The sequence below is a fragment of the Insulibacter thermoxylanivorax genome, from assembly GCF_015472005.1.
Taxonomy (GTDB): domain Bacteria; phylum Bacillota; class Bacilli; order Paenibacillales; family DA-C8; genus Insulibacter; species Insulibacter thermoxylanivorax.
In genome coordinates this window covers 48,314-70,633 of the sequence record NZ_BMAQ01000019.1, presented here as the reverse complement: position 1 = coordinate 70,633, position 22,320 = coordinate 48,314, and the positions used below count along the sequence as shown (strand labels likewise).

21 protein-coding genes and 6 tRNA genes are annotated in these 22,320 nt (G+C 53.2%); 1 reads left to right on the top strand and 26 read right to left on the bottom strand.

The annotated features are described in order from the left end of the window. Nucleotides 1-57: 57 nt before the first annotated feature. The 10 genes from hisB to PRECH8_RS08620 all read right to left on the bottom strand — a co-directional run bounded on the left by hisB (nucleotide 58) and on the right by PRECH8_RS08620 (nucleotide 10,120). Nucleotides 58-657, bottom strand: coding sequence for an imidazoleglycerol-phosphate dehydratase HisB (gene hisB, locus PRECH8_RS08665; protein WP_200966710.1), 600 nt, complete (start codon nucleotides 655-657; stop codon nucleotides 58-60). Beyond that, nucleotides 654-1,946, bottom strand: coding sequence for a histidinol dehydrogenase (gene hisD, locus PRECH8_RS08660; protein WP_200966761.1), 1,293 nt, complete (start codon nucleotides 1,944-1,946; stop codon nucleotides 654-656). The genes hisB and hisD overlap by 4 nt, the downstream gene beginning before the upstream one ends. Before the next feature lie 148 nt (nucleotides 1,947-2,094). Next, nucleotides 2,095-2,727, bottom strand: a complete 633-nt coding sequence (gene hisG, locus PRECH8_RS08655; protein ID WP_200966709.1) for an ATP phosphoribosyltransferase — start codon at nucleotides 2,725-2,727, stop codon at nucleotides 2,095-2,097. Next, nucleotides 2,724-3,947 carry an ATP phosphoribosyltransferase regulatory subunit gene (locus tag PRECH8_RS08650; protein WP_200966708.1) on the bottom strand — a complete coding sequence of 408 codons (1,224 nt, stop codon included), beginning with the start codon at nucleotides 3,945-3,947 and terminating at the stop codon, nucleotides 2,724-2,726. Before PRECH8_RS08650 ends, hisG begins: the two co-directional genes overlap by 4 nt. Before the next feature lie 304 nt (nucleotides 3,948-4,251). Next, the gene (locus tag PRECH8_RS08645; protein WP_200966707.1) at nucleotides 4,252-4,767 is read right to left on the bottom strand and encodes an acyltransferase; all 516 of its coding nucleotides are present in this window, start codon (nucleotides 4,765-4,767) and stop codon (nucleotides 4,252-4,254) included. 20 nt (nucleotides 4,768-4,787) lie between these two features. Next, complete coding sequence (gene ppaX / locus PRECH8_RS08640; RefSeq protein ID WP_200966706.1) at nucleotides 4,788-5,447, bottom strand: pyrophosphatase PpaX; 660 nt, start codon at nucleotides 5,445-5,447, stop codon at nucleotides 4,788-4,790. Nucleotides 5,448-5,458: 11 nt separating this feature from the next. Next, nucleotides 5,459-6,376: a prolipoprotein diacylglyceryl transferase gene (lgt, locus tag PRECH8_RS08635; protein WP_200966705.1), complete on the bottom strand. Its 918-nt coding sequence runs from the start codon at nucleotides 6,374-6,376 to the stop codon at nucleotides 5,459-5,461. Nucleotides 6,377-6,390: 14 nt separating this feature from the next. Further along, nucleotides 6,391-7,329: an HPr(Ser) kinase/phosphatase gene (gene hprK, locus PRECH8_RS08630; RefSeq protein ID WP_200966704.1), complete on the bottom strand. Its 939-nt coding sequence runs from the start codon at nucleotides 7,327-7,329 to the stop codon at nucleotides 6,391-6,393. Between the two features lie 493 nt (nucleotides 7,330-7,822). Then, nucleotides 7,823-8,941: an ABC transporter ATP-binding protein gene (locus PRECH8_RS08625; protein WP_200966703.1), complete on the bottom strand. Its 1,119-nt coding sequence runs from the start codon at nucleotides 8,939-8,941 to the stop codon at nucleotides 7,823-7,825. Between the two features lie 90 nt (nucleotides 8,942-9,031). Further along, nucleotides 9,032-10,120: a PucR family transcriptional regulator gene (locus PRECH8_RS08620; protein WP_200966702.1), complete on the bottom strand. Its 1,089-nt coding sequence runs from the start codon at nucleotides 10,118-10,120 to the stop codon at nucleotides 9,032-9,034. Between the two features lie 564 nt (nucleotides 10,121-10,684). Here PRECH8_RS08620 and PRECH8_RS08615 point away from each other — a divergent pair. After that, complete coding sequence (locus PRECH8_RS08615) at nucleotides 10,685-11,380, top strand: lytic transglycosylase domain-containing protein (RefSeq protein WP_200966701.1); 696 nt, start codon at nucleotides 10,685-10,687, stop codon at nucleotides 11,378-11,380. A gap of 199 nt (nucleotides 11,381-11,579) precedes the next feature. Here the strand turns inward: PRECH8_RS08615 and PRECH8_RS08610 are convergent. From PRECH8_RS08610 to cysK, 16 genes are all read right to left on the bottom strand, one after another. After that, nucleotides 11,580-11,666: transfer RNA gene (locus PRECH8_RS08610), tRNA-Leu, on the bottom strand. Nucleotides 11,667-11,742: 76 nt separating this feature from the next. Beyond that, nucleotides 11,743-11,828, bottom strand: a tRNA-Tyr gene (locus tag PRECH8_RS08605). 160 nt (nucleotides 11,829-11,988) lie between these two features. Beyond that, nucleotides 11,989-12,061, bottom strand: a tRNA-Phe gene (locus PRECH8_RS08600). A gap of 37 nt (nucleotides 12,062-12,098) precedes the next feature. Further along, a tRNA-Asp gene (locus tag PRECH8_RS08595) sits at nucleotides 12,099-12,175 on the bottom strand. An 8-nt stretch (nucleotides 12,176-12,183) separates the two neighbouring features. After that, a tRNA-Thr gene (locus PRECH8_RS08590) sits at nucleotides 12,184-12,259 on the bottom strand. A gap of 89 nt (nucleotides 12,260-12,348) precedes the next feature. Continuing rightward, a tRNA-Met gene (locus tag PRECH8_RS08585) sits at nucleotides 12,349-12,425 on the bottom strand. Between the two features lie 346 nt (nucleotides 12,426-12,771). Then, nucleotides 12,772-14,262: a lysine--tRNA ligase gene (lysS, locus tag PRECH8_RS08580; protein WP_200966700.1), complete on the bottom strand. Its 1,491-nt coding sequence runs from the start codon at nucleotides 14,260-14,262 to the stop codon at nucleotides 12,772-12,774. Nucleotides 14,263-14,445: 183 nt separating this feature from the next. Beyond that, nucleotides 14,446-14,922, bottom strand: coding sequence for a transcription elongation factor GreA (gene greA / locus PRECH8_RS08575; protein ID WP_200966699.1), 477 nt, complete (start codon nucleotides 14,920-14,922; stop codon nucleotides 14,446-14,448). Between the two features lie 178 nt (nucleotides 14,923-15,100). Continuing rightward, nucleotides 15,101-16,114: a tRNA dihydrouridine synthase DusB gene (gene dusB, locus PRECH8_RS08570; protein ID WP_200966698.1), complete on the bottom strand. Its 1,014-nt coding sequence runs from the start codon at nucleotides 16,112-16,114 to the stop codon at nucleotides 15,101-15,103. Between the two features lie 65 nt (nucleotides 16,115-16,179). Continuing rightward, nucleotides 16,180-16,416 carry a helix-turn-helix domain-containing protein gene (locus PRECH8_RS08565; protein ID WP_200966697.1) on the bottom strand — a complete coding sequence of 79 codons (237 nt, stop codon included), beginning with the start codon at nucleotides 16,414-16,416 and terminating at the stop codon, nucleotides 16,180-16,182. After that, nucleotides 16,395-16,925, bottom strand: coding sequence for a 2-amino-4-hydroxy-6-hydroxymethyldihydropteridine diphosphokinase (folK, locus tag PRECH8_RS08560; RefSeq protein ID WP_200966696.1), 531 nt, complete (start codon nucleotides 16,923-16,925; stop codon nucleotides 16,395-16,397). Before folK ends, PRECH8_RS08565 begins: the two co-directional genes overlap by 22 nt. Beyond that, nucleotides 16,918-17,292 (bottom strand): dihydroneopterin aldolase, encoded by a 375-nt coding sequence (gene folB, locus PRECH8_RS08555; RefSeq protein ID WP_200966695.1) that lies wholly within the window; start codon nucleotides 17,290-17,292, stop codon nucleotides 16,918-16,920. The genes folK and folB overlap by 8 nt, the downstream gene beginning before the upstream one ends. Nucleotides 17,293-17,337: 45 nt before the next feature. Continuing rightward, the gene (gene folP / locus PRECH8_RS08550; RefSeq protein WP_200966694.1) at nucleotides 17,338-18,189 is read right to left on the bottom strand and encodes a dihydropteroate synthase; all 852 of its coding nucleotides are present in this window, start codon (nucleotides 18,187-18,189) and stop codon (nucleotides 17,338-17,340) included. 283 nt (nucleotides 18,190-18,472) lie between these two features. Beyond that, on the bottom strand, nucleotides 18,473-19,336 hold the full coding sequence (locus tag PRECH8_RS08545; protein ID WP_200966693.1) for an aminotransferase class IV: 864 nt from the start codon (nucleotides 19,334-19,336) through the stop codon (nucleotides 18,473-18,475). A gap of 141 nt (nucleotides 19,337-19,477) precedes the next feature. Then, nucleotides 19,478-21,094, bottom strand: coding sequence for an anthranilate synthase component I family protein (locus tag PRECH8_RS08540; RefSeq protein WP_200966692.1), 1,617 nt, complete (start codon nucleotides 21,092-21,094; stop codon nucleotides 19,478-19,480). A gap of 164 nt (nucleotides 21,095-21,258) precedes the next feature. After that, nucleotides 21,259-22,194 carry a cysteine synthase A gene (cysK, locus tag PRECH8_RS08535; RefSeq protein ID WP_200966691.1) on the bottom strand — a complete coding sequence of 312 codons (936 nt, stop codon included), beginning with the start codon at nucleotides 22,192-22,194 and terminating at the stop codon, nucleotides 21,259-21,261. Between the last annotated feature and the right edge of the window lie 126 nt (nucleotides 22,195-22,320).

Genomic DNA, 22,320 nt, shown 5'->3' with positions numbered 1-22,320 from the left:
TCATTTCTTGCATCTCTTTATCGTTCATTTCTTGCATCTCGTCTTGTAAGTTTCATCCTAGAGCAAGCCCTTCGTCGACGGCACGCCTTTAACCCGCGGATCGATCTGCGTCGCCTCATCCAAAGCCCGGCCGAGCGCTTTGAAGACCGCCTCGATCATATGGTGCGTATTCTCGCCGTAGTGCACAATGACATGCAGGGTGATACGGGCTTCAAGGGCGAATTTCCAGAGGAATTCCTTCACCAGTTCCACGCTGAAGCTGCCCACCGTTGCACTGGGATATTCCGCCCGGTATTCCAGATGCGGCCGGTTGCTGACATCGATGACGACCTGCGCCAGCGCCTCATCCATCGGAACGAACACGCTGGCATAGCGCTTGATGCCCCTCTTATCTCCAAGTGCCTCCCGCAGCGTTTGTCCAAGACAGATGCCGATATCTTCAACAGTGTGGTGATCATCGATCTCCACATCGCCGCGCGCATCCACCTTCAGGTCAAACTGCCCGTGCTTCGTGAATAGATCCAGCATATGGTTCAAGAACGGAACGTCCGTCTCTAACTCGCATACGCCGCTTCCATCCAGATTGAAGGTCAGTTCAATATCCGTCTCACTCGTCGTCCGTTTAATCGACGCCTGCCGATCAAGCTGCTGTGTCATGTCTTCTGCTCCCCTTCCTTCTTCACTCGAATCTCCACTGCCCGCGCGTGTCCCTCGAACCCTTCGCATCTCGCCAAGGTCATGATGTGCTCCGCATCGCGCAGCAGCGCGGTCTTACTGTATTGAATGATGCTTTGTTTCTTCAAGAAATCATCCACGTTCAGCGGTGATGAGAATCTCGCCGTGCCATTGGTCGGCAGCACATGGTTCGGTCCAGCGAAGTAGTCTCCAACCGGTTCCGTGCTGTACGAACCGAGGAAGATCGCGCCCGCATTTTCGAGCAGAGGCAGCAGGCTGATCGGGTCCTGCACCATCACTTCCAAGTGCTCCGGCGCGATGCGGTTCACTGTCTCTACGCCTTCCGCCAAGCTCTTCACCAGCAGTATCGCACTCTTCGCAATCGCCTCGGCAGCGATCTTGCGGCGCGGCAGCTCTGCCAGCTGCCTGTCGATCTCCTGCGACACAGCTTCCGCAAGGTCGGCGGAATCCGTCACCAGAATCGCCGAAGACAGCACATCGTGCTCCGCCTGCGACAGCAGGTCCGCCGCTATGTACTGCGGGTCCGCTGTCTTATCCGCCAGCACGACGATATCCGTTGGTCCTGCGATGCTGTCGATATCGACCTGTCCGTATACATAGCGCTTCGCCAGCGCGACGTAGATGTTGCCCGGGCCGCAGATCTTATCGACGGCGCGGATCGTCTCCGTCCCGTAGGCGAGGGCTGCGATCGCCTGCGCTCCGCCGACGCGGTAGATCTCCGTCACGCCGGCTTCTGCTGCCGCGACCAGGATATACGGATTGATCCCTGCCGCTCCAGCCGTTGCCGGCGGCGTCACGATGACGATCTCCTTCACGCCGGCGACCTGCGCCGGAATGGCGTTCATGAGCACCGATGATGGATACGCCGCTGTTCCTCCCGGCACATACAAACCGACCCGTTTCAACGGGCGGACGATCTGTCCGAGGATCGTTCCGTCCTCCTGCAGATCCATCCACGAGTTGCGCTTCTGTTTCTCATGGTAGGCTCGGATATTCGCTGCAGCCAGGCGAATGGCCTGCAGGACGGACTCGTCAACCGAGCGGTAAGCCTCCTGCAGTTCTTCCTCGGTCACACGCAGCTCTGCCGCCGTCAGGGTCATCTTATCATGCTCCGCCGTATACCGCAGCAGCGCCTCATCACCATTAGCCGCCACATCTCCGATAATCCGTCTCACCGTTTCGTTCTGATCCGGCATCCCGTATTCGACGCTTCGTTCAATTTGGAATTCATCCGCTGGGATTATGCGCATCGGCATAAACTCCACCCCTTCACTTTACAATTCGTGGCATCCGATTATTCTCTATTCACTCTGCCCATACCCTGACTTATCCTGTACTCACCCTGTACGCACTGCTGTCACCCGTCAGTCAAGCAGACTGGACCTGGCGCTTCGCCGCTTAAGGCGCCTGCGGGATGACGCTCTGCAGTCTCCTGCACAAATCCTCGATTGCTTCGCTCTTCATGCGGAAGCTGACGCGGTTGGCGATCAGCCTGCTTGTGATATGGAAGATCGTCTGCAGTTCGATCAGTCCGTTCTCACGAATTGTCTGCCCTGTCTCGACCATGTCGACGATTTGATCGGCGAGCCCGATCAAGGGCGCAAGTTCGATGGAACCGTTCAATTTGATGACTTCCACCTGCTGTCCGTTCTCCCGGAAGAATTGGGAAGCGACGTTCGGGTACTTGGTTGCCACCTTGATCGTATGTCCAGACTCGCGGTCCGGCAGTCCGATCACCGACATGCGGCAGCGGGCAATGCCGAGATCCAAGAGTTCATAGACATCGCGTCTCTCCTCCATGAGGACATCCTTGCCGACCACGCCGACATCCGCCGCGCCGTACTCCACATAGGTCGGGACGTCCACGGGCTTCGCCATGATGAACTCCATACCCGCCTCCGGAATCTCGATGATAAGTTTGCGCGAATCATCAAATTCCTCCGGGATCGGCAATCCTGCCTCGCGGAACAGCTTCGAAGCCTGCTTATAGATGCGTCCCTTCGGCATCGCCACTTTCAACCGATCGCTCATCTTCCCATCCCTCCTCTCGCTGCGTCCGTCATCAAGACGATCTCATCATAAACCCGTCCGCTCCAGCTTGCCTTGCCGTCAGCCGTATGTTCGATCTCCGGTGTCTCCCGGGCATCTGCGCGATACGTCTCCACCACATACCCCTGCCGGCTGCGCAGCTCGGATGCCCGAGCATAAGCCTCGCGGCGATGAGCCGCATCATAGACGAGCAGCACCCGCTTCTCATCCTCTTTGACGCTCGGCCCGAGGATCTCCAGGATGCGCGTCGTCTTCAGGGCAAATCCCGTCGCCGGTGCCGGACGCTCAAACCGCTGCAGCAGATTATCGTATCTGCCGCCGCTGGCCACGGGGAAGCCGGACTGCGCCGAATAAGCTTCAAAGACCATCCCAGTATAATAGGAGAAATGACCGATCATCGTCAGATCGATTAACATCCGATCGCTTACCCCGTATGCTTCCAAGGCCTCCCAGATCTCGCAGAGATTATGCACAGCTGCACGCGTCTCTTCATCTTGCGTATAGGACGCCACTTTCTCGCAAACTTCCTTGCCGCCGCGCAGTTCCAAGATCGCTTCCAGCTTATTCTGAATCTCAGGAGGCACGCCCATATTGCGGATGAAATATCGATAACCGACATAGTCGCGGGCGAGCAAACATTGTTTCAGCTGATCTTGGGCCTCCTCCTGACCTTCCAGGGATTCCCGCAACAAGCCGTTAAGCAATCCTTGATGCCCAAGAGCTAATTTAAACTCGCTGATACCGGCAGCCTGCAGCGCAGCCGTCGCCAAAGCGATGACCTCCGCATCTGCATCGGCCGAAGCATCCCCTACCAGCTCTACACCCGTCTGGAAGAATTCCGCATCCCGGCCCGCTTCTTCTTCAAAAGCACGAAACACATTGGCATGGTAAGCCAAGCGGATCGGCAGCGGTTCATCTTTCAGCAGGGAGGAGACCACGCGGGCGATCGGCGCCGTCATATCCGAACGCAGCACCAGCGTGGTGCCCCGATGATCGAGCAGCTTGAACAGCCGCTTATCCGAAGTCGAACTTGTCACTCCAACGGTATCGTAATATTCCAGCGTCGGCGTCATAATCTGCCGGTATCCCCACTGTTCCATGCAAGCCAGTACCTGGATTTCGATGCGGCGCAGCCGGGCCACTGTCTTCGGCAGGTAGTCCTTGACGCCGGACGGCTTCTCGAACACTTTCGGTTTAGGCACGGAGTTCACCTCTATATCCATTCTAAGAAGTTGTTAACCTTCTCCTAGGTTCATATTCAACCAATTACTCATCATCATGATCAATCATCTTCATAACATGCAAAATAACATGCAAAACAAAGCGAAATCAACAAATGCTTTAGTCTGCTAATATGGTAACATATCATCAAAGTAAAGTGAATAACCAAAAAAATAAAATTTCACCCGACATTACGCCCGCTCCTCCAACCCCTCTATGTACGACCAAACCGTTTCTTAGCCAGCCTATTGTTCATTCATGCACAATCGAATGAGGACTGAGGCTCTACGACCAAGCCCCGTCCTCATCTTTCGTCTTCGCCTGCTCGCGGATCACGCGCAGCGGATTGCCCGCAACGAAACTGTGCGGCGCCACATCCTTGTGTACAACGGACCCCGCCCCGACCACGGCATAATCACCGATCGTCACGCCCGGCAGGATCGTCGTATTCGCACCGATCATCACATGGGAACCGATCTTCACATCGCCTAAGCGATACTCGTTCGTCAGGTATTCATGGGCCAGAATCGTTGTATTGTAACCGATGATCGTATTATCGCCCACGGTGATCCGTTCCGGGAAGAAGACATCCACCATCGCCATTAAGCCGAAGGCTGTATTCTTCCCCACCTTCATCCCCAGGATGCGGCGATAGATCCAGTTCTTCAACTTCAAGGAAGGGCTGTAACGGGCAATCTGGATGAAGATAAAATTGCGAATTCCCTTCCAAGGGCTGACCGTTCGATAGATCTGCCACAGGGAATTGGGTCCTTCCACGGGATATCTCTCGACGTTACGCATGATCATTCCCTGCCTTCCGTCTATCCTGCAAGATCCTCGAGCCCGACCAGCGGAAGCAGTTCCCGCATGTTGTAGATGACATGGGTCGGTTCATATTCGCGCAGGACATCTTCGCCCTTCAATGACCAGGCGACAGCTGCGGATGCCGCCCCCGCTTCCCTTGCTGCAACCAGATCGAAGGGACTGTCGCCGACCATCAAGGTTCTGGACGGATCTGCAGCAAGCTGCTCTACTGCCTTCAGCACCGGCTCAGGATGGGGCTTCGGATGCTCCACATCGTCCACCGCCACCAAAACCTCCAACAGCTCGTCCAATCCGCAGAAAGCCAGACTTCGAAGCGATGACGCACGCATCTTCGTCGTGACCGCTCCCGTTCGAATGCCGTTCTCGCGCAGGGTCGTCAGCACTTCCTTCACGTAGGGGAATGGTCTCACGAAGTCGTCATGAGCCGCATAATTGAACTTCCGATATTCGGCGATCAGATCCTGAACCTCATCAAGGCCGGTGAAGGTTTGGAACTGCTGTTCCAGCGGCAGCCCCATCTGGGGGATGATCTTCTCCCGATTCAGAAGGGTGCCGTACTTTTGCTGCCATACATGCTGAATCGATGCGATGATCAACTCATTCGTATCGATGATCGTTCCGTCTAAGTCGAACAACACCGTATCATAAAGCGCCATAGCTCTCTCCTTTATCTTCTGTGATATCTAAGCTGCGGTTTGATCGGGTCCGAATACTTCATGTTCGCATAGCCAAGCAGTCTCCTGGCTGCGATGAAGAGGACACAAGCGAGGATGATCAGTACGCCTATGAATTGGGCCGTGCGTATATTGCCGTAAGCTGGATCGAGAAACCCGGGCTCGAATACGAGCAGCATCGGCGACCACAGAACATCCAACAGCGAATCCAGCCACGCCGGACCATGGAAAGCCAGGCTGTCGGTTCGGAGACCTTCGATGAAGAAACGTCCCACCGAATAGCTGATCAGATACGTTGCGAACAGCTCCCCAGCCCGCATGAAGGAGCGGCGGCGCAGCACGAGAAGCAGGATGAGCACGCCTAAGTTCCATACCGATTCATATAGGAAGGTGGGATGGTGATAGGTTCCTTGGACATTCATCTGATTCACGATAAAATCCGGTAAATGCAGCGTCTTCCGCAGAAACTCCTCCGATACCGGACCGCCGTATGCTTCCTGGTTAACGAAGTTGCCCCAGCGGCCGATCATCTGACCTGTGATCAGTGACGGGGCACAGATATCCGCAATTCGCCAGAAATCATATCCTTTATATCTCGTATAGATCACACCGGCGATCACTGCCCCGATGAGCGCACCATGAATGGCGATGCCGCCCTCCCAGATCTTGAACACATCCCAGAGGTTATCCTGGTAATCCTCCCATCTGAAAGCGACATAGTAGATTCGTGCACCGAGGATTGCAGAGGGAGCGCCGATCAAGAGCAGATCCATAAAAAATTCCGAAGGAATAAGAAACCTCTTCCCTTCCCAGATCGCCATGATTAGGCCCACCACAGCTCCTAATCCCAAGATGATCCCATACCAATGAACCGGTATGGGACCTATATGAAATGCTACCGGATCTAACATCTGCCTACAACCTCCTATTCGGAATCCTCCAATTCGTCACTGATCGCAGCGGTTAATTTATTAGTAAACTGCTGTGCAGCATTGTACCCCATGGCCTTCAGTCGATAGTTCATAGCGGCTACTTCGATGATGACCGCGATGTTTCGACCAGGACGAACAGGAATCGTAAGCAGCGGGACTTCAGTATCGATGATCTGGGTCTTCTCCTCGTCCAGTCCGATCCGGTCATACTGCTTATCTTGCTGCCAGTTCTCCAGCGCCATGACAATCGATATCTTCTTCACATTGCGTACAGCGCCCGCACCGAATAAGGTCATCACATTGATGATGCCGATGCCGCGGATCTCCAAGAGATGCTTGATCAAGTCCGGTGCCGAGCCATAGAGCTGAAAATCCGCTGTCTGCCGGATCTCCACTGCATCGTCAGCGACCAGCCGATGTCCGCGCTTGACCAGTTCCAAAGCCGTCTCGCTCTTCCCGATGCCGCTGTTGCCGGTGATCAGTACGCCCACGCCGTATACATCGACCAGTACACCGTGAATCGTCGTTGTCGGTGCTAATTCGTTTTCCAGGAAATTCGTCAAACGGCTAGCTAAGATCGTCGTCGTCAGAGGGCTTCTCAGCACGGGGATCGCCGCTTCTTCTGCCATGCGCAGCAGTTCGTCCGGCGCTTCCATCCCCCGCGAGATGATAAAGCACGGCGTCTCATCCGCAAGCATCCGAGCAATGCGTTCCTGCCTGACTTCGCTGGGCAGCGTCTGGATGAAGGTCAATTCCGTCTTGCCCATGATCTGCACGCGTTCTCTCGGATAATAGTCAAAATATCCCGCGATCTCCATCCCCGGACGATGCAAGTCTGCCACCTGGATGATGCGGTGCAGACCGTTCTCTCCAGCTAACACATCAAGATTCATACGGTTAACGAGCTTTTGTACGCGTAACTTTTTGGCCATCTCTCGATAACTCCTTATGTCCCGAATTTCCATCGTTCTCATCGTAATTCAATACCGGGGATAAAATCAACCTAAAGTCGAAAAATATCCCTTTTTGACCTTTCTAGGCCGTTAATACTTATCTTATAGAGAACTGTATGTACAGCGCAATGAGATCTTGATTATGTATATATAATGTATATATATATAACCTAGAGTGAGAGGCTGGGCGGAGCCCAGCCCCTCCTCATCAAACCGTACGTGAGGTTCTCCCTCATACGGCTTTCCGACGTTCTTTATGTTACCGCCTGGTATGTTGCTCGCCCTGTCTCTGACAGGTACTTTCGTCGATACGCTTCTACGCACAGATCTCTCTATACGCAGCTATCCTAGCTGCGCGGGGACTTGGTTCCTCCCGCGACCGGACTTGCACCGGCTAGAGAATGCGTGTTTAGCTGGGCACGCTATAAAGCTAAAAGGCCGGCTTTCGCCGACCTTATGGTAATCGATGTCATTATTCGCGAATCGCTTTTTCCGTTGTTGGATCGAACAGATGAATCTTGTTCATGTCGATCGCAAGCTTGAGGTTCGTGCCGTCGGTGACATTGTTGCGTGCATCTACGCGAGCTATGAACGAACCTTCACCCACACCGCTCAGGTAAAGGATGATCTCGTGACCCAAGTTCTCCACAACATCGACATAAGTGTTCACGATGCTGTTCGGAGAAGCTTCGAGGAAGATCGGTTCCATATGGATGTCTTCCGGACGTACGCCAAGGATGACTTCCTTGCCCACATAGCCCTTCTCGCGTACAACATTCGCACGGCCTTCGGGCAGCTGAATATCCATGCCCGTAGCTTTGAAGGAGACGACACCATTGGACTCTTCCAGACGACCGTTGATGAAGTTCATCGTCGGAGATCCCAGGAACCCTGCAACGAACAGGTTATCCGGATAGTTGTACAGCTGTTCAGGCGTATCAACTTGCTGGATGACCCCGTTATTCATAACTACGATCCGGTCACCCATCGTCATCGCTTCTACTTGGTCGTGAGTAACGTAGATAACCGTTGTCTCCAAGCGCTTAGCCAGCTTGCTGATCTCAGCACGCATGTGTCCGCGCAGCTTCGCGTCCAAGTTGGACAGCGGTTCGTCCATCAGGAACACCTGCGGATCACGCACGATTGCACGTCCGAGAGCAACACGTTGACGTTGACCGCCGGAGAGTGCCTTCGGCTTGCGGTCCAGCAAATGCTCGATATCAAGGATCTTCGCAGCTTCTCTTACGCGGCGATCGATCTCGTCTTTCTTAAATTTGCGGAGTTTCAGACCGAATGCCATGTTCTGATATACGTTCATGTGCGGATACAGAGCGTAGGACTGGAACACCATCGCGATGTCGCGGTCCTTCGGAGCCACGTCGTTCACGAGGCGGTCGCCGATATACAGTTCACCTTCCGTGATCTCTTCCAGTCCTGCGATCATCCGAAGCGTGGTGGACTTACCGCAGCCGGATGGACCAACCAGAACGATGAATTCCTTATCCTTAATCTCCAGCGTAAAGTCTTTAACAGACGGCTCTTTCGCACCTGGATAGCGCTTATAGATGTGTCTAAGCGATAATCCTGCCATTAGGTTCTCCCCCAATCAAATGTACTTAAGGCTAACTTTATCTTACCCTACTTCCGTTCCATATGACTATGCACAATCCTTACAAAAAAACTAATCCCATTTCGTTACTTTATACAATAGCAGGGCCATATGGATCAGCACGGCATCGTGGAAGTTCCTGACATCCATCCCCGTTGCCTGCTTAAACTTATCCAGCCGATAGAGCAAGGTATTGCGGTGGATGTACAACGCCTTGGACGTCTCGCTGATGTTGCAGTTGTGCTGGAAGAAGGTCTTCAGCGTCATTAACATCTCCGCATCCAGGGTGGAAGAGTCCGTATTTTTCATCAATTGTTCCAGGAACCGCTTCTTCTCCCGCTCCTCCATCGTATACAGCAACCGTTCGAGATGCAGCTTCCACGGCAGGTAGACCGACTCCTCTGGATGGAATAATCTCCCCAGACGGATCGAGCCGCGCATGTTCTGGATCGCTTGCAGCAGATTCGTCGGCGCGTGGATCAATCCGGCTGCCGAGATGCGGCAGTCCCCGATCCACTCGTTGATCATCTCATGCATGGACAGCGCGATCGACTCCATAAGCTCCTCTATGGATTCCTCGTTGTCCCCGTCCTCATGAACGGACTCCAGCACAGCACCGGAAGCCAAGATGATCCATTCCCCTTCAGTGAGGGGGATCAGCACAGTGTCCGATTCGAAGTAGGTACCGATTAATTTCTTTAATTCCTTATACGTAAAGCGATTGGACTCGCGGAATTCCACATCCAGCAGCAAGCAGAGGGAGGAATCATATTGCAAGGAACGCAGGAAAGCCAGATCCGGCAGCATACTGGCCAGATCGCCTTCCTCCAGCTTGCCGGCGATCCATTCCCCGATTGCCCGGGCCCGTCCCTCCTCATCATTCACCGAGACCGGACGAATCGCCGGGGTTGTCCCATCTTGCAGCACCGCTTCAAGCAGCAATTCGATGAGCCGCCTTTCCTTCGGCGAAATCTCCCGGGCATCCACCGCCCATGCCAGGATCCCGTCGGAAGCTTGCTCAGAGGAATTTTGCAGTTTGTAATAGATCGTTCCGTTCACTTCCCAGCTGATGGATGGCGAATCCCAAACAGGCAATGTCTCTACGCGGATAGACACGCCCAAGGTTTGTTCCAATCGGTGTTTCGTTCGTTCCAGATCCATCTTACGACCACCTTAACCGTCATATCCTTCATTTTACCACAGCCGGGCATCGATCAGCACGAACAACCGCATAGAAGCCGACGCTTCTCAGTCGATTGCGAATCCACGCTCATTCGGCGCACTCGCATGCCTGTCCCCGCCGCTCAGTCCACGGTTTCTGTTGTTTCAGCACAGGCCCATGCTTGCACCACCGCTGAGTCAACACTTCCTGCCGACTCAGCACGAGCCCATGCCTGCACCACGGCTAAGTCAACACTTCCTGTTGTCTCAGCACGAGCCCATGCCTGCCCGCTACTGAATCCACGCTTCCAGTCGACTCAGCACGAGCCCATGCTTGCCCGCTGCTCAATCCACGCTTCCTGTCGGCTCAACGTGAATTCGTGCAAAACCATCTCTAATATTTCAACGGCGGCATGCCGAAATCAATATAAGATAATGCGAAATCACTATTACCCTAAATCACAATTACTATTCCAAATACAAGTGATATTATAATAACCTAAGACAAGGTAAGATAAGTCAAGCTATATAAGAAGGGATCATATAGAGGAGAGTAAATCGATCATGAATATTGATCCAAGGCATATGAAGCAATTGTTGCAGTTATCGGCGATGCGGCCGCTTGATCTGCATAGTTCAGACAACAAGCGAACAACATCGTCGACGGATTTTCATCAAATGTTGTCGGATATCATACTTGCGTCATCATCTCCAGCGGATACGGCAAAACGTGCAAGCTCGTCAACAGCATTCGATTGGCAGCGTTTGATGGGTATTCAAGCCAACAAAGTCAATACATACCCTGTCGTTAAGGGAGAGAAGGAAGCCGCCGTTGCACCGCTTGTTCAGACCAAGGCTGCGCGTTACGGCGTCGATCCGAACCTAGTCATGGCCGTCATCCAGGCGGAGTCCTCCTTTAACCCTTATGCTGTCTCCCGTGCCGGTGCCAAAGGCTTGATGCAGTTGATGGACGGCACCGCTGCAGAACTGGGCGTCCGCGATCCATTCAATCCTGAAGAAAATATCGACGGCGGCGTACGCTATCTATCCATGCTGATCGATAAGTATGGCGGGAACGTGCGCACCGCACTCGCCGCATACAATGCCGGTCCAGGCCGCATCGATCGGCTCGGAATTCAGGATGACGCCGATCTTCGCTCGCGTTATGAACTGCTTCCGCAAGAGACGCAGCGATATGTCGACAAGGTTATGACTTATTATGAACAACGTCACCAACAAGTATCTTCAGATATTTCATAATGCCGCGAATATCAAATGATGCTATAAGTGATGCTATAAGGCTAATGCCATAAGGCCCGATCACTCATCCCTCCAAAGAGGCGAGATCGGGCCTAATGAATGTTCCCTTACTGATATCAATACAACATGAAAAAACACACCCTTATCGTCTATTAGCAGAATCAATAAAGGTGTGTTCGTAAACGGAGATCTGTATGTATGGTGCGATCGAGAGGAGTCGAACCTCCACGGGTGTTACCCCACTAGAACCTGAATCTAGCGCGTCTGCCAATTCCGCCACGATCGCATAATGTGTTGTTCATCAACAGTAAGATAATATCATGTATTAGGGTCTTATGTCAACAGACTTCATATGGTAAAAATGGTGGAGGCTGATGGATTCGAACCACCGAACCCTTACGGGAGCAGATTTACAGTCTGCCGCGTTTGGCCACTTCGCTAAGCCTCCATGTAATGAGCATACCCATAATCTAAGGGGGTATTCCGGAACTCAGGTGATCCCAGATGCTGCAGTGAGAATCCAGAAGCAATGGGAAACACTTGTACTCCGCTTCGCCGCTTAATCAGTTCACTTCGAGGGTGTACCGCGAAACTGCGGAGATTCCGGATGGCTCGGGACGGAATCGAACCGCCGACACGAGAATTTTCAGTCCTCTGCTCTACCGACTGAGCTACCGAGCCGTGAATGAAAAAAGCCCTCTACAGAGCTAGAAAATAATGGCGGAGCCGACGGGATTCGAACCCGCGATCTCCTGCGTGACAGGCAGGCATGTTAGGCCTCTACACCACGGCTCCTCCTTAAGTGGTGCCGGCGAGAGGACTTGAACCCCCAACCTACTGATTACAAGTCAGTTGCTCTACCAATTGAGCTACACCGGCATGGTATGGAATTTCGCTGCACCGTCTTGCACTGCATCCTCTTCCGCTGTTCCGTCTGTCACCCAGCGGGATTCTCTTGATGAGAATAATGGTAGCGGCGGAGGGGATCGAACCCCCGACCTTACGGGTATGAACCGTACGCTCTAGCCAGCTGAGCTACGCCGCCACATGACTTCTTGTGGGTTAAACTCTTTAACAGCGACTTTTTTAAGATAACACATCTTCGCACCAAAATGCAAGTCCATTTTTATGCAATTGATTATGTTCGGTGTTCTGTCACACTTGGACCAATCCCTCCTGCATTCACTCCAGCTCTAGATACCTAAGTTACCATTTAGGCACCCTAATTCGGAGGCTAGATCGGCACCCAACCCTGCAATACCCATCTTTGCACGACAAACACCATTATAGCATAATAATTCGAGCGGAGCACGTAATCCATTATACTCACAAGTTGTATGAATCTCAAGATGCAAATATTCTCATGCTCCGCTCGCTGATATCCTTGCCCCTTAGCTCCGATCTCGCATCAATGGGAACAACAGCACGTCTCGGATCGAAGGCGCATCGGTAAGCAGCATCACCAAGCGGTCGATACCGATCCCCAGTCCGCCCGTTGGCGGCATCCCGTACTCAAGTGCATGGACAAAATCCTCATCCATCTCATGAGCTTCCTCGTTGCCTTGCTCGCGCTCAAGCAGCTGCGCTTCGAAGCGCTCCCGCTGATCGATAGGATCGTTCAACTCCGTGAAGGCATTGGCATGTTCACGGCCGACGATGAACAGTTCGAAGCGGTCTGTGAATCGCGGATCCTCCGCATTCTTCTTCGCCAGCGGAGAGATCTCCACAGGGTGCCCAGTGACGAAGGTCGGTTGAATCAACGTATGCTCAACAAAATGCTCGAAGAACGCATTCAGGATATGTCCGGCGGAGTAAGTGCTTTCTACCGGCACCTGATGCTCCTTCGCCAAGCGGCGCGCTTCTTCATCACTGATCTGCAGGCTGAAATCCACGCCCGTTGCTTCCTTCACCAGCTCCACCATGGACACACGGCGCCACGGCGTATTCAGATCCACCGTATGACCTTGATATTGGATCACCCTCGTGCCCAGGACTTCCTCGGCGATGCTGGCGATCATGTCTTCCGTCAAACGCATGATATCCTCATAGTCCACATATGCCTCATACAGCTCCAGCATCGTGAACTCCGGATTGTGTCGGGTGGAGATCCCCTCGTTGCGGTAGACGCGGCCGATCTCATATACCTTCTCCAAACCGCCCACGATCAAGCGCTTCAGGTGCAATTCGATCGCGATTCGCATATAGAGCTGCATGTCCAGCGCATTGTGATGCGTGATGAACGGCCGGGCCGCTGCGCCGCCTGCGATCGCGTGCATCGTCGGCGTCTCCACTTCCAGGTATCCTCTCTCGTCCAAATATCTGCGCATCGCTTGGATGATCCGGGAGCGCGTGATGAAGGTATGTTTGACTTCCGGATTCATGATCAAGTCAACATATCGCTGGCGATAGCGCAGTTCTACGTCTTTGAGACCGTGGAATTTGTCTGGGAGAGGATAGAGAGATTTGGTGAGCACGGTAAGCTTGCTGACCTTGATCGAGGTCTCGCCGGTTTTGGTCTTAAATACCGTCCCCCGAACGCCGATCAGATCGCCAAGATCAAGCAGCTTAAAGGCCGCATATTCATTCTCCGCGACGGAATCCTGCCGCACATAGATCTGAATGCGTCCCGTCTGATCCTGTACATGAGCAAAACCTGCTTTGCCCATCTTGCGCAGCTGCATCACACGACCGGCGATGCTGACTTCCACTGCCAGCTCGTCCAGTTCTTCAGCGGACTTATCGCTGTATTCCTTGAGTAAGGGCTCTGCCCAATGGGTGCGCTCATACTTCTGACCGAACGGATCGAAGCCCAGACTGCGCAGTTCGTCCAGTTTCTCACGACGTACCGCGAGCAGTTCATTTAATTCTTGTTCCTGGCTCAACGACTTCAACTCCTAACTTTATGCCATATATTACAACTGTAACGAACAATATAGGACTTCAACATTTTAACACAAATCTTGCGCCCATGTCAGTTCCGCACTCTTACAACATGGAAAAAGCTCCGAATGGAGCTTCTTCTCCGTATGGAGCTTCTTCCATGTTCTATGTCCAGTTAGCTGCAATTACTTCTTAATATCTATAATCTTATACTGGATGATGCCTGCAGGAACTTGTACGTCTACGATCGATCCCTTCTTCTGACCCAGGATCGCCTTTCCAACTGGACTTTCATTGGAGATCTTATTCTGGAAAGGATCGGACTCCGCGGTCCCGACGATCGTATATTCCAGCTTATCACCGAACTCCAGATCTTCCAGTATGACCGTTGAGCCGATGCTGACTATATTTGTATCAACTTCGTCGTTGTTGATGATGCGTGCGTTGCGAAGCATCTTCTCCAGAGTGATGATGCGTCCTTCGATGAAAGCCTGCTCATTCTTCGCATCCTCATATTCTGAATTCTCACTTAAGTCGCCGTAGCCGATCGCAACCTTGATGCGTTCTGCTACTTCGCGGCGTTTGACTGACTTAAGATGTTCGAGTTCCTCCTCGAGCTTCTTCAGTCCTTCTTGAGTGAGAATGACTTCCTTTTCTGACATAGCTACCGATCTCCTGTCACATCGTGATATTCCATGAGCCGCACAGGCACATGGTACTTCTTAATCATATATCAGCAGAACATCGTGTATGACTGCTAATCAAGCAGTATCCGCTGGTAATATCTTCAACTCTGGTGTCTACTTTGATTGAATATTATATTATCCGCATATGGAAATGTCAATGTAACGCAAGGGCTGCTTGCTCATCTGCAGCATTTGCGTTTTCCAATTGCTCGACGAATTCATAGAGAATTTTTGTGAGCGCATCCCGCGTGGTTTCCTCCATGATCCGCTCCTTGACCTTAGCCGCACCTTTGAGCCCCTTGAGATACCACGCCATATGCTTGCGCATTTCTTTCACGGCGACCTTCTCTCCTTTGAGGGCGATCAACCGATCAAGATGGAGCATGGCGATATCGATCTTCTCGCGCGGTGTCGGCTCGGGCGGCAGCACGCCCTTCGTCAGATACTCGACGGTGCGGTACAGGATCCATGGATTACCCAGCGCAGCACGACCGATCATCACACCGTCAACCCCGGTTGTATCCAGCATTCGCTTCGCATCTTCCGGCGTGAAGACATCGCCGTTGCCGATGACCGGAATGTTGACCGCTTCCTTTACCTCTTTAATGATGCCCCAGTCAGCTTTGCCCGTATACATCTGTTCACGGGTACGGCCATGCACCGCCACCGCCTGCCCGCCGGCCCGCTCAACTGCCTGAGCGTTCTTTACGGCGTAGATGTGCTGTGCGTCCCAGCCGATCCGCATCTTGACGGTGACCGGTTTGCTGACGGCATCCACCACGGCGGCGACCATCTCATAGATCTTGTTGGGGTCAAGCAGCCATTTTGCGCCTGCATCGCATTTTGTCACCTTCGGCACCGGGCATCCCATGTTGATATCGATGATATCGGCGTTCGTCCGCTGATCCACGATCTTAGCGGCTTCCACGAGGGATTCCTTGTCCCCGCCGAAGATCTGCAGACTGAGCGGTTTCTCCCGTTCATCGACGTAAAGCATCTCCATCGTGCGCTTATTCCCGTGCAGGATCGCCTTGTCACTGACCATCTCAGCACATACCAGTCCCGTGCCGAACTCCTTCGCGATCAAGCGGAATGCCGGATTGCACACTCCTGCCATCGGCGCAAGCACAACCTGGTTGGCCATCGTGATATCTCCGATCTTGAGCAATACAGCATCCTCTCCTTTCATACCTGTACTTGCTCATCCACGCAACGATTAGTGCGTATTAGTGATTAGTGCGGCCTCTGAATGAGATTCTGCGCTTCTGTACCAGTTAATTCCTCCAAAGATACATCGAGCGCTTCAGCAATGCGCGATAGTATACGTTCATCCGGCTTGCGCGTTCCACGTTCGATCGAACCGATCACTGCGATCGAGATGTTCACCTTCTCGGCTAATTCCAGCTGCGTTAAGCCTTTGAGCTTGCGGAACGCCCGGATGCGCCTTGCTATGGAACTGCTTCTCTCCATAATCTGACTCCTTCCCGATCCGACAGCAACTGCAGACATTGCTCAAGCTTCTCATAGTCCGGATGCTGTCGTTCTAACACATCGAGCAGGGGGATGAGAACGAAAGCTCTCTCCAACATACGAGGGTGAGGAACGATGAGTTCCGGGTCATAAGCCCGAATCTGCACGTCCAGGTTATCCACCATGAGCAGGTCGAGATCAATCGTTCGCGGACCCCAATGGATCTCCCTCCTGCGTCCGAGGCTGGTCTCGATCTCCCGCATACAGCGGAAGACCATCACCACCGGCATCTCCACTTCCAACTTGACCGCCATATTGAGAAAGGACGCTTGCTCTGTATAGCCTACCGGGTCCGTATCATAAACAGCTGAGCATACCATCTGCCTGACACCGGGGAGCCGGTTCAAGGCAGCAAGGGCCTTCGCCAGCCATGATTCGCGATCCCCCACATTAGATCCCAAAGCGATGTAGAGATTCTTCTTCGCTGTATCGGTTATCGCATCATGCATCGCTCATCGATCTCCTGCGGGTAATCTCCACGGACACACCCTCATAATCACCTGCGAAGGGCGGCTGCGGCTTGGTCACGCGTATCGTGACCGTCTGAATCAGCGGATAGGTCTCGAGAAGCGTCTGGGCGACCCGTTCTGCCAAAGCTTCGATGAGCTTGCAAGGCTCGCCCTCAGCGATCCGCCGTACGGTCTCGAATACTCCTGCATAATTGACGGTTAAGTTTAGATCATCTCCCCGTCCTGCCGGCTGCAGATCCAGATGCAGATCCGCATCGATGATAAACCTCTGCCCAAGAGTGCGTTCTTCCGGCATGACTCCATGATAGCCATAGAACGTCATGCGGTGTAATGTAATTTTATCCATGGTCTCTCCCACCTCTGTTGATCCGCGGGTCAACGACTATTTTCGTTATTGTATGCCGACAGAGCCGCCATATACAATGGCATCGCTCATCAGCGCCGTCCGCTTGATCGGTTTGACATCATGCACGCGGACGATACGGCATCCTTTGGCGATACCGATGGCCACCGTCGCCGCCGTGCCTTCTACGAGATCGTCGACGGGCAGCTGAAGGGTATGGCGAATGACCCTTTTGCGGGATGTGGCCAGCAGGACCGGATAGCCCAAAGCGACGATCTGATCCAGTTCCCGCATCACCATGAGATTCTGTTCATGGGACTTAGCAAAGCCCACACCGGGATCAAGGATGATCTGTTCATCCCGCATGCCGGCTGCTTTGGCGATGGCGATGCTTTCCTGCAGATCTGCGATCACATCCCGCATGAAATCTTCATAGACGGCTTCTTGTCTGTTATGCATCACCACAACAGGACATCCGAGCTCAGCGGCATATTCAGCCATCTTCGGATCACGCTTCAATCCCCATATATCATTCATCCAGTCAGCACCGGCCAGGATGGCTTCGCGCGCCACCTCTGCTTTATACGTGTCAACGGAGATCAAAGCCCGCTCGCCGACGGCTTCGCGCACGGCCCGCACAACGGGGATGACGCGCTTCATCTCCACCTCCAGCGGCACCGGTTCATGACCCGGGCGGGTCGATTCACCGCCGATATCGATGATATCGGCTCCTTCTTCCACCATTTCCAGCGCCCGCTTCACCGCCGCATCCAGGGTATGGTAGCGGCCGCCGTCGGAGAAGGAATCCGGCGTTACATTCAGGATCCCCATGATATAGGTGCGGTTTGGCTGCAATTCATCGGTACCGCGAATCCTTCTGGAGAGTTGTTGATTGGTCATCGGACTATGCCTCACTTTCTGCCATATCAAGTCGTATCTGATCGTCATGCCATCATATTCGTCATGCCATCATATTCGTCATGCGATCACATTCGTCATCCAATCATAATCGTCATCCGATCATAATCGTCATCCAATCATAATCGTCATCCGATCATATATTCACATAATCACATTCACGTCATTTTATGCATTGGATCGCGATGTAATGCGTCATCGATACTTGATCGAATCATCATCCCATTGTAATCATACCTCATCGCCCGCTCATCGCTGCTCGATTCTACACAACATCACCATAGCCCCTCATCAAGGCTGACGTGATGGGGCCGGGCACCGCCGAAGGAAACTTCGTCCGCCGTCCATCGGGATCATAGATCGTGCAGACCGGCACGATCTCCTGAATGGAATTCGTAAGGAATACCTCCTCTGCCTGAAGCAGGTCATCAAAGGTGTACATCCCCTCCTCGGAAGGGATGCCCAGATGTGCAGCCAGTCTTAGAACATAACTTCTCGTAATCCCGGGAAGAGCACCGGCGGCAAGAGAAGGCGTATGAAGACGATCCTTCCGCACGAAGAAGATATTGCTGACGATCCCTTCGGTCAATTCCCCCAGCTCATTGACCTGCACCCCCTCTGCCTCATGCGCCCACGCATAGCCGGCGAGTTCCCGTTTCGCCAACCATCCGTTCATATATTGAAACGACTTGAGCCGAACAGTGGTTTCAGGTTTTGGGCGAATGGTGCGCAGCAGTTGAATCGGACGCCCCGTCTCATACCACTTATTTACAATCGCTAATGGCTTGATATAGATAACGACCGTGGGATGATCCGGCAAGGTCTGGGCCAAGCCAAGATCCTGCTTGCCCGCTGATACCGAGTAGCGGATATAGGCATCCTGCAGGCCATTGACCGCAAGCAAGCAATCGATCTCCGCCTGCACATCCTCCGGCTCAGCTTGGTGCGGGATGCCGAGCAAGGCACAGCCCTCATGGAGCCGCGCCAAGTGCTGCTCCAACAAGAAGGCTCGGCCGTCATAGGTGCGAAAGGTCTCGAACAACCCCAGCCCATACAAGAAACCGTGGTCATAGGCGGAGATGACCGCCTCCCGTTCATCCACCAGACGCCCATTGATCGAGATGATCATCACTTGCCCCCTGATCTCTCATGATCTTAGTCGATGCAGAACATCTGCCAGTTCTATCCCTGCAGCTGCCCCGAGTTATCGGTTATTACAATAATAGCGTTATTAATTCCACTTTCCACTATCCAACCATCTAGACGCAGTTCACGTTAAACTATCCTTCTCGGCCGACTCCGCATAATGAACCGCTTGCCATAGAGCCTGCGCCTTGCTTAGGGATTCCTGATACTCCCGCTCCGGCACCGACTCGCTGACGATCCCGGCTCCGGCTTGTACATAGGCTGTGCCGCCTCTCACCAGCATCGTACGTATGATTATATTAAATTCCATATTCCCTTTGTAGTCAATCCAGCCGAAGGAACCGGTATATACCCCGCGCCGCGTCGGCTCCAGTTCCTCGATGATCTCCATCGTCCGGCGCTTCGGCGCACCCGTGATCGTACCGCCTGGGAAGACAGCTTCCAGGACATCATAGGCATCCAGTCCCTGCCGCAGCTTAGCAGACAAGTCGGATACGAGGTGCATGACGTGGGAATACCGTTCGATCACCATGAATTGATCGACGCTTACCGTACCATGTTCCGCTGCTCGACTGAGATCTGCGTACTCAACGTCAACCAGCATCTTGTGTTCCGAGCGCTCCTTGGCGTTCGTAAGCAGTTCCTGCTCCAGTGCCCGATCTTCTTCCTCTGTTCTGCCCCGCTTGCGAGTGCCGCCAATCGGCCGCGTTCGCAAGTGATTCCCCGACTTCTTGATCAACAGTTCCGGAGAACCAGAGACCAGCTGAAACTCTCCCAATCTTAACAACCCCATATACGGAGATGGATTCAGCAGCCTCAACCATTCATACAAGATCTCCGGCGCAAGATCAACCTTGCGTTTCTGGCTCAGGGACAGGTTGACCTGGAGTACTTCCCCGGCACGAATATAGTCCTGTACGCGCTTGACGGCAGCTGTGAACTGTTCCTTGCTCATGTTGGTCTCAAGAAGATATGCCTCACCATCGGTGTTCCGATCTTCCGCCTTCGCCAATTGCTCGAAGCGTGCTCGTCTCGTCTTCCCCGCGGCGGCCGCCTTCTCTGCACAGACCCGCCACATGTCTGCTAGATTCTCTGCCGTTCGCGCTGCCCGGCGATAAGCTTCGAGCAGTTTCGCCTCATCGACCCCTTGATCCGACATTTCCCGGGAAATGTCGATATGGACACAAACCGACAACTTCTCGCATTCATGGTCATAGACCCAGATCCGGTCGAACAACATGAAGAGATAATCCGGCTCATCCGGATCAGCCTCGGTACGGGATCGGGGCTGTTTCGTCATTGGCAGGCTGTCATATCCTAAGTAACCGGCGCAGCCCCCCGTAAAACATGACATCTCTTCAGGCAGCGGGGAGTGATACTCCGCCATCCAAGCACGCAAGATGTCGAGCGGAGGGCCTTGCATCTTTCGTGCCGGTTCATAGCGAACAGAGAGCAGATGTGCAGAGGCACCGCTCAATGCCTCCTGAACGCTGTCTCGATCCAAGAGTACATATTCGACAGCCTCCTCACCGCAACCGCAGATATATGCAGAAGGAAGCAAACCCACATAGGTGTAACGGCCGCTTCTTCCGCTCTCCAAGACGAAGGAATAAGGACCTGCCTGATCCCAGAATGCCTCCCACGACAAGGGAAGCCCCTTCCATTCTGCTTCATATATATAAGGAAGCATCGTATACTTGCGGCTCCAACGCTTCCAATCCTGCCAATCAGTACGGATCATGGCTCATCTCCCACCCCCCATGGTAATAAGATTAGTATAATGGAAATATCGTCCATATTCAAAGAGCAGTAAGGAGCAGCGGAAATATCCAGACAAAAACAACAAGGGAGCCCGCAGGCTCCCTTGTCTGCAAGAGACGAGACAGTATAGACCCGTCATCAAGCTCAATCAAACTGATACAGCGGCGTGCTCAAGTAGCGCTCCCCGTTGGACGGCAGGACAGCGACAACGCGTTTGCCCTTGCCGAGTTCCTTTGCCACCTTCAGTGCAGCGAAGATGGCTGCACCAGAGGAGATTCCGCCGAGGATGCCCTCCTCACGAGCTACGCGGCGCGATGTTTCAAAGGCTTGTTCGTTCTCCACTGTGATGACCTCGTCATAGATCCCTGTATCGAGGATATCCGGAACGAAACCTGCACCGATCCCTTGGATCTTATGCGGACCTGGCTGGCCGCCGGACAGGACCGGGGACGCAGCAGGCTCAACCGCATAGATCTTGATGTCGGGGAAATGCTCGCGCAATACAGAGCCGGCACCGGTGATCGTACCGCCTGTTCCGATTCCTGCAACGAAGGCATCCAGTTTGCCGTCGTGATTTTTGATCGCTTCTACGATCTCAGGTCCTGTTGTCTCGCGGTGGATCTTCACATTCGCCAAGTTCTTGAATTGCTGCGGCATAAAGTAATCCGGGTTCTCGGCTACGATTTCTTCAGCTTTGCGGATCGCACCCTTCATCCCTTCTGCTCCCGGAGTCAGCACCAGCTCAGCGCCGTAAGCGCGAAGCAGATTGCGGCGCTCCATGCTCATCGTATCCGGCATGACCAGGATCGCACGATACCCCTTGGCAGCGGCGACCATCGCTAAACCGATCCCTGTATTGCCGCTCGTCGGCTCAACGATCGTTCCGCCGGGTTTCAGCTTGCCCTCTTGCTCTGCAGCCTCTACCATGCTGATCGCGATCCGGTCCTTGACGCTGGCACCGGGGTTCTGATATTCCAGCTTGACATAGATCTCAGCGCTGTCCTCCGGCACTACGCGGTTCAGACGAACCAGCGGGGTGTCACCGATTAATTGGGTGATGTTTTGTACTAATTTGGCCATCGATGTGAACCTCCTATTATCCCTCTGGACATGTATTTGTGAGTGAATCTTAATCCGAGTATTCAAGTCGGCTTTATATTACTTTCAATATTAACAGTGGATATCATGGTTGTCAATGGAATTATT

Bases quoted from the DNA above. Each gene is read 5' to 3' on its own strand.
- hisG (WP_200966709.1), bottom strand. From the start codon at position 2,727: ATGAGCGATCGGTTGAAAGTGGCGATGCCGAAGGGACGCATCTATAAG.
- folB (WP_200966695.1), bottom strand. From the start codon at position 17,292: ATGGATAAAATTACATTACACCGCATGACGTTCTATGGCTATCATGGA.
- PRECH8_RS08620 (WP_200966702.1), bottom strand. From the start codon at position 10,120: ATGGATCTGGAACGAACGAAACACCGATTGGAACAAACCTTGGGCGTG.
- PRECH8_RS08545 (WP_200966693.1), bottom strand. From the start codon at position 19,336: ATGATCATCTCGATCAATGGGCGTCTGGTGGATGAACGGGAGGCGGTC.
- hprK (WP_200966704.1), bottom strand. From the start codon at position 7,329: ATGGCCAAAAAGTTACGCGTACAAAAGCTCGTTAACCGTATGAATCTT.
- PRECH8_RS08565 (WP_200966697.1), bottom strand. From the start codon at position 16,416: ATGGAGAGAAGCAGTTCCATAGCAAGGCGCATCCGGGCGTTCCGCAAG.
- hisB (WP_200966710.1), bottom strand. From the start codon at position 657: ATGACACAGCAGCTTGATCGGCAGGCGTCGATTAAACGGACGACGAGT.
- PRECH8_RS08540 (WP_200966692.1), bottom strand. From the start codon at position 21,094: ATGATCCGTACTGATTGGCAGGATTGGAAGCGTTGGAGCCGCAAGTAT.
- cysK (WP_200966691.1), bottom strand. From the start codon at position 22,194: ATGGCCAAATTAGTACAAAACATCACCCAATTAATCGGTGACACCCCG.
- ppaX (WP_200966706.1), bottom strand. From the start codon at position 5,447: ATGGCGCTTTATGATACGGTGTTGTTCGACTTAGACGGAACGATCATC.
- hisD (WP_200966761.1), bottom strand. From the start codon at position 1,946: ATGCGCATAATCCCAGCGGATGAATTCCAAATTGAACGAAGCGTCGAA.
- lgt (WP_200966705.1), bottom strand. From the start codon at position 6,376: ATGTTAGATCCGGTAGCATTTCATATAGGTCCCATACCGGTTCATTGG.
- PRECH8_RS08645 (WP_200966707.1), bottom strand. From the start codon at position 4,767: ATGCGTAACGTCGAGAGATATCCCGTGGAAGGACCCAATTCCCTGTGG.
- folK (WP_200966696.1), bottom strand. From the start codon at position 16,925: ATGCATGATGCGATAACCGATACAGCGAAGAAGAATCTCTACATCGCT.
- PRECH8_RS08615 (WP_200966701.1), top strand. From the start codon at position 10,685: ATGAATATTGATCCAAGGCATATGAAGCAATTGTTGCAGTTATCGGCG.
- folP (WP_200966694.1), bottom strand. From the start codon at position 18,189: ATGACCAATCAACAACTCTCCAGAAGGATTCGCGGTACCGATGAATTG.
- PRECH8_RS08625 (WP_200966703.1), bottom strand. From the start codon at position 8,941: ATGGCAGGATTATCGCTTAGACACATCTATAAGCGCTATCCAGGTGCG.
- greA (WP_200966699.1), bottom strand. From the start codon at position 14,922: ATGTCAGAAAAGGAAGTCATTCTCACTCAAGAAGGACTGAAGAAGCTC.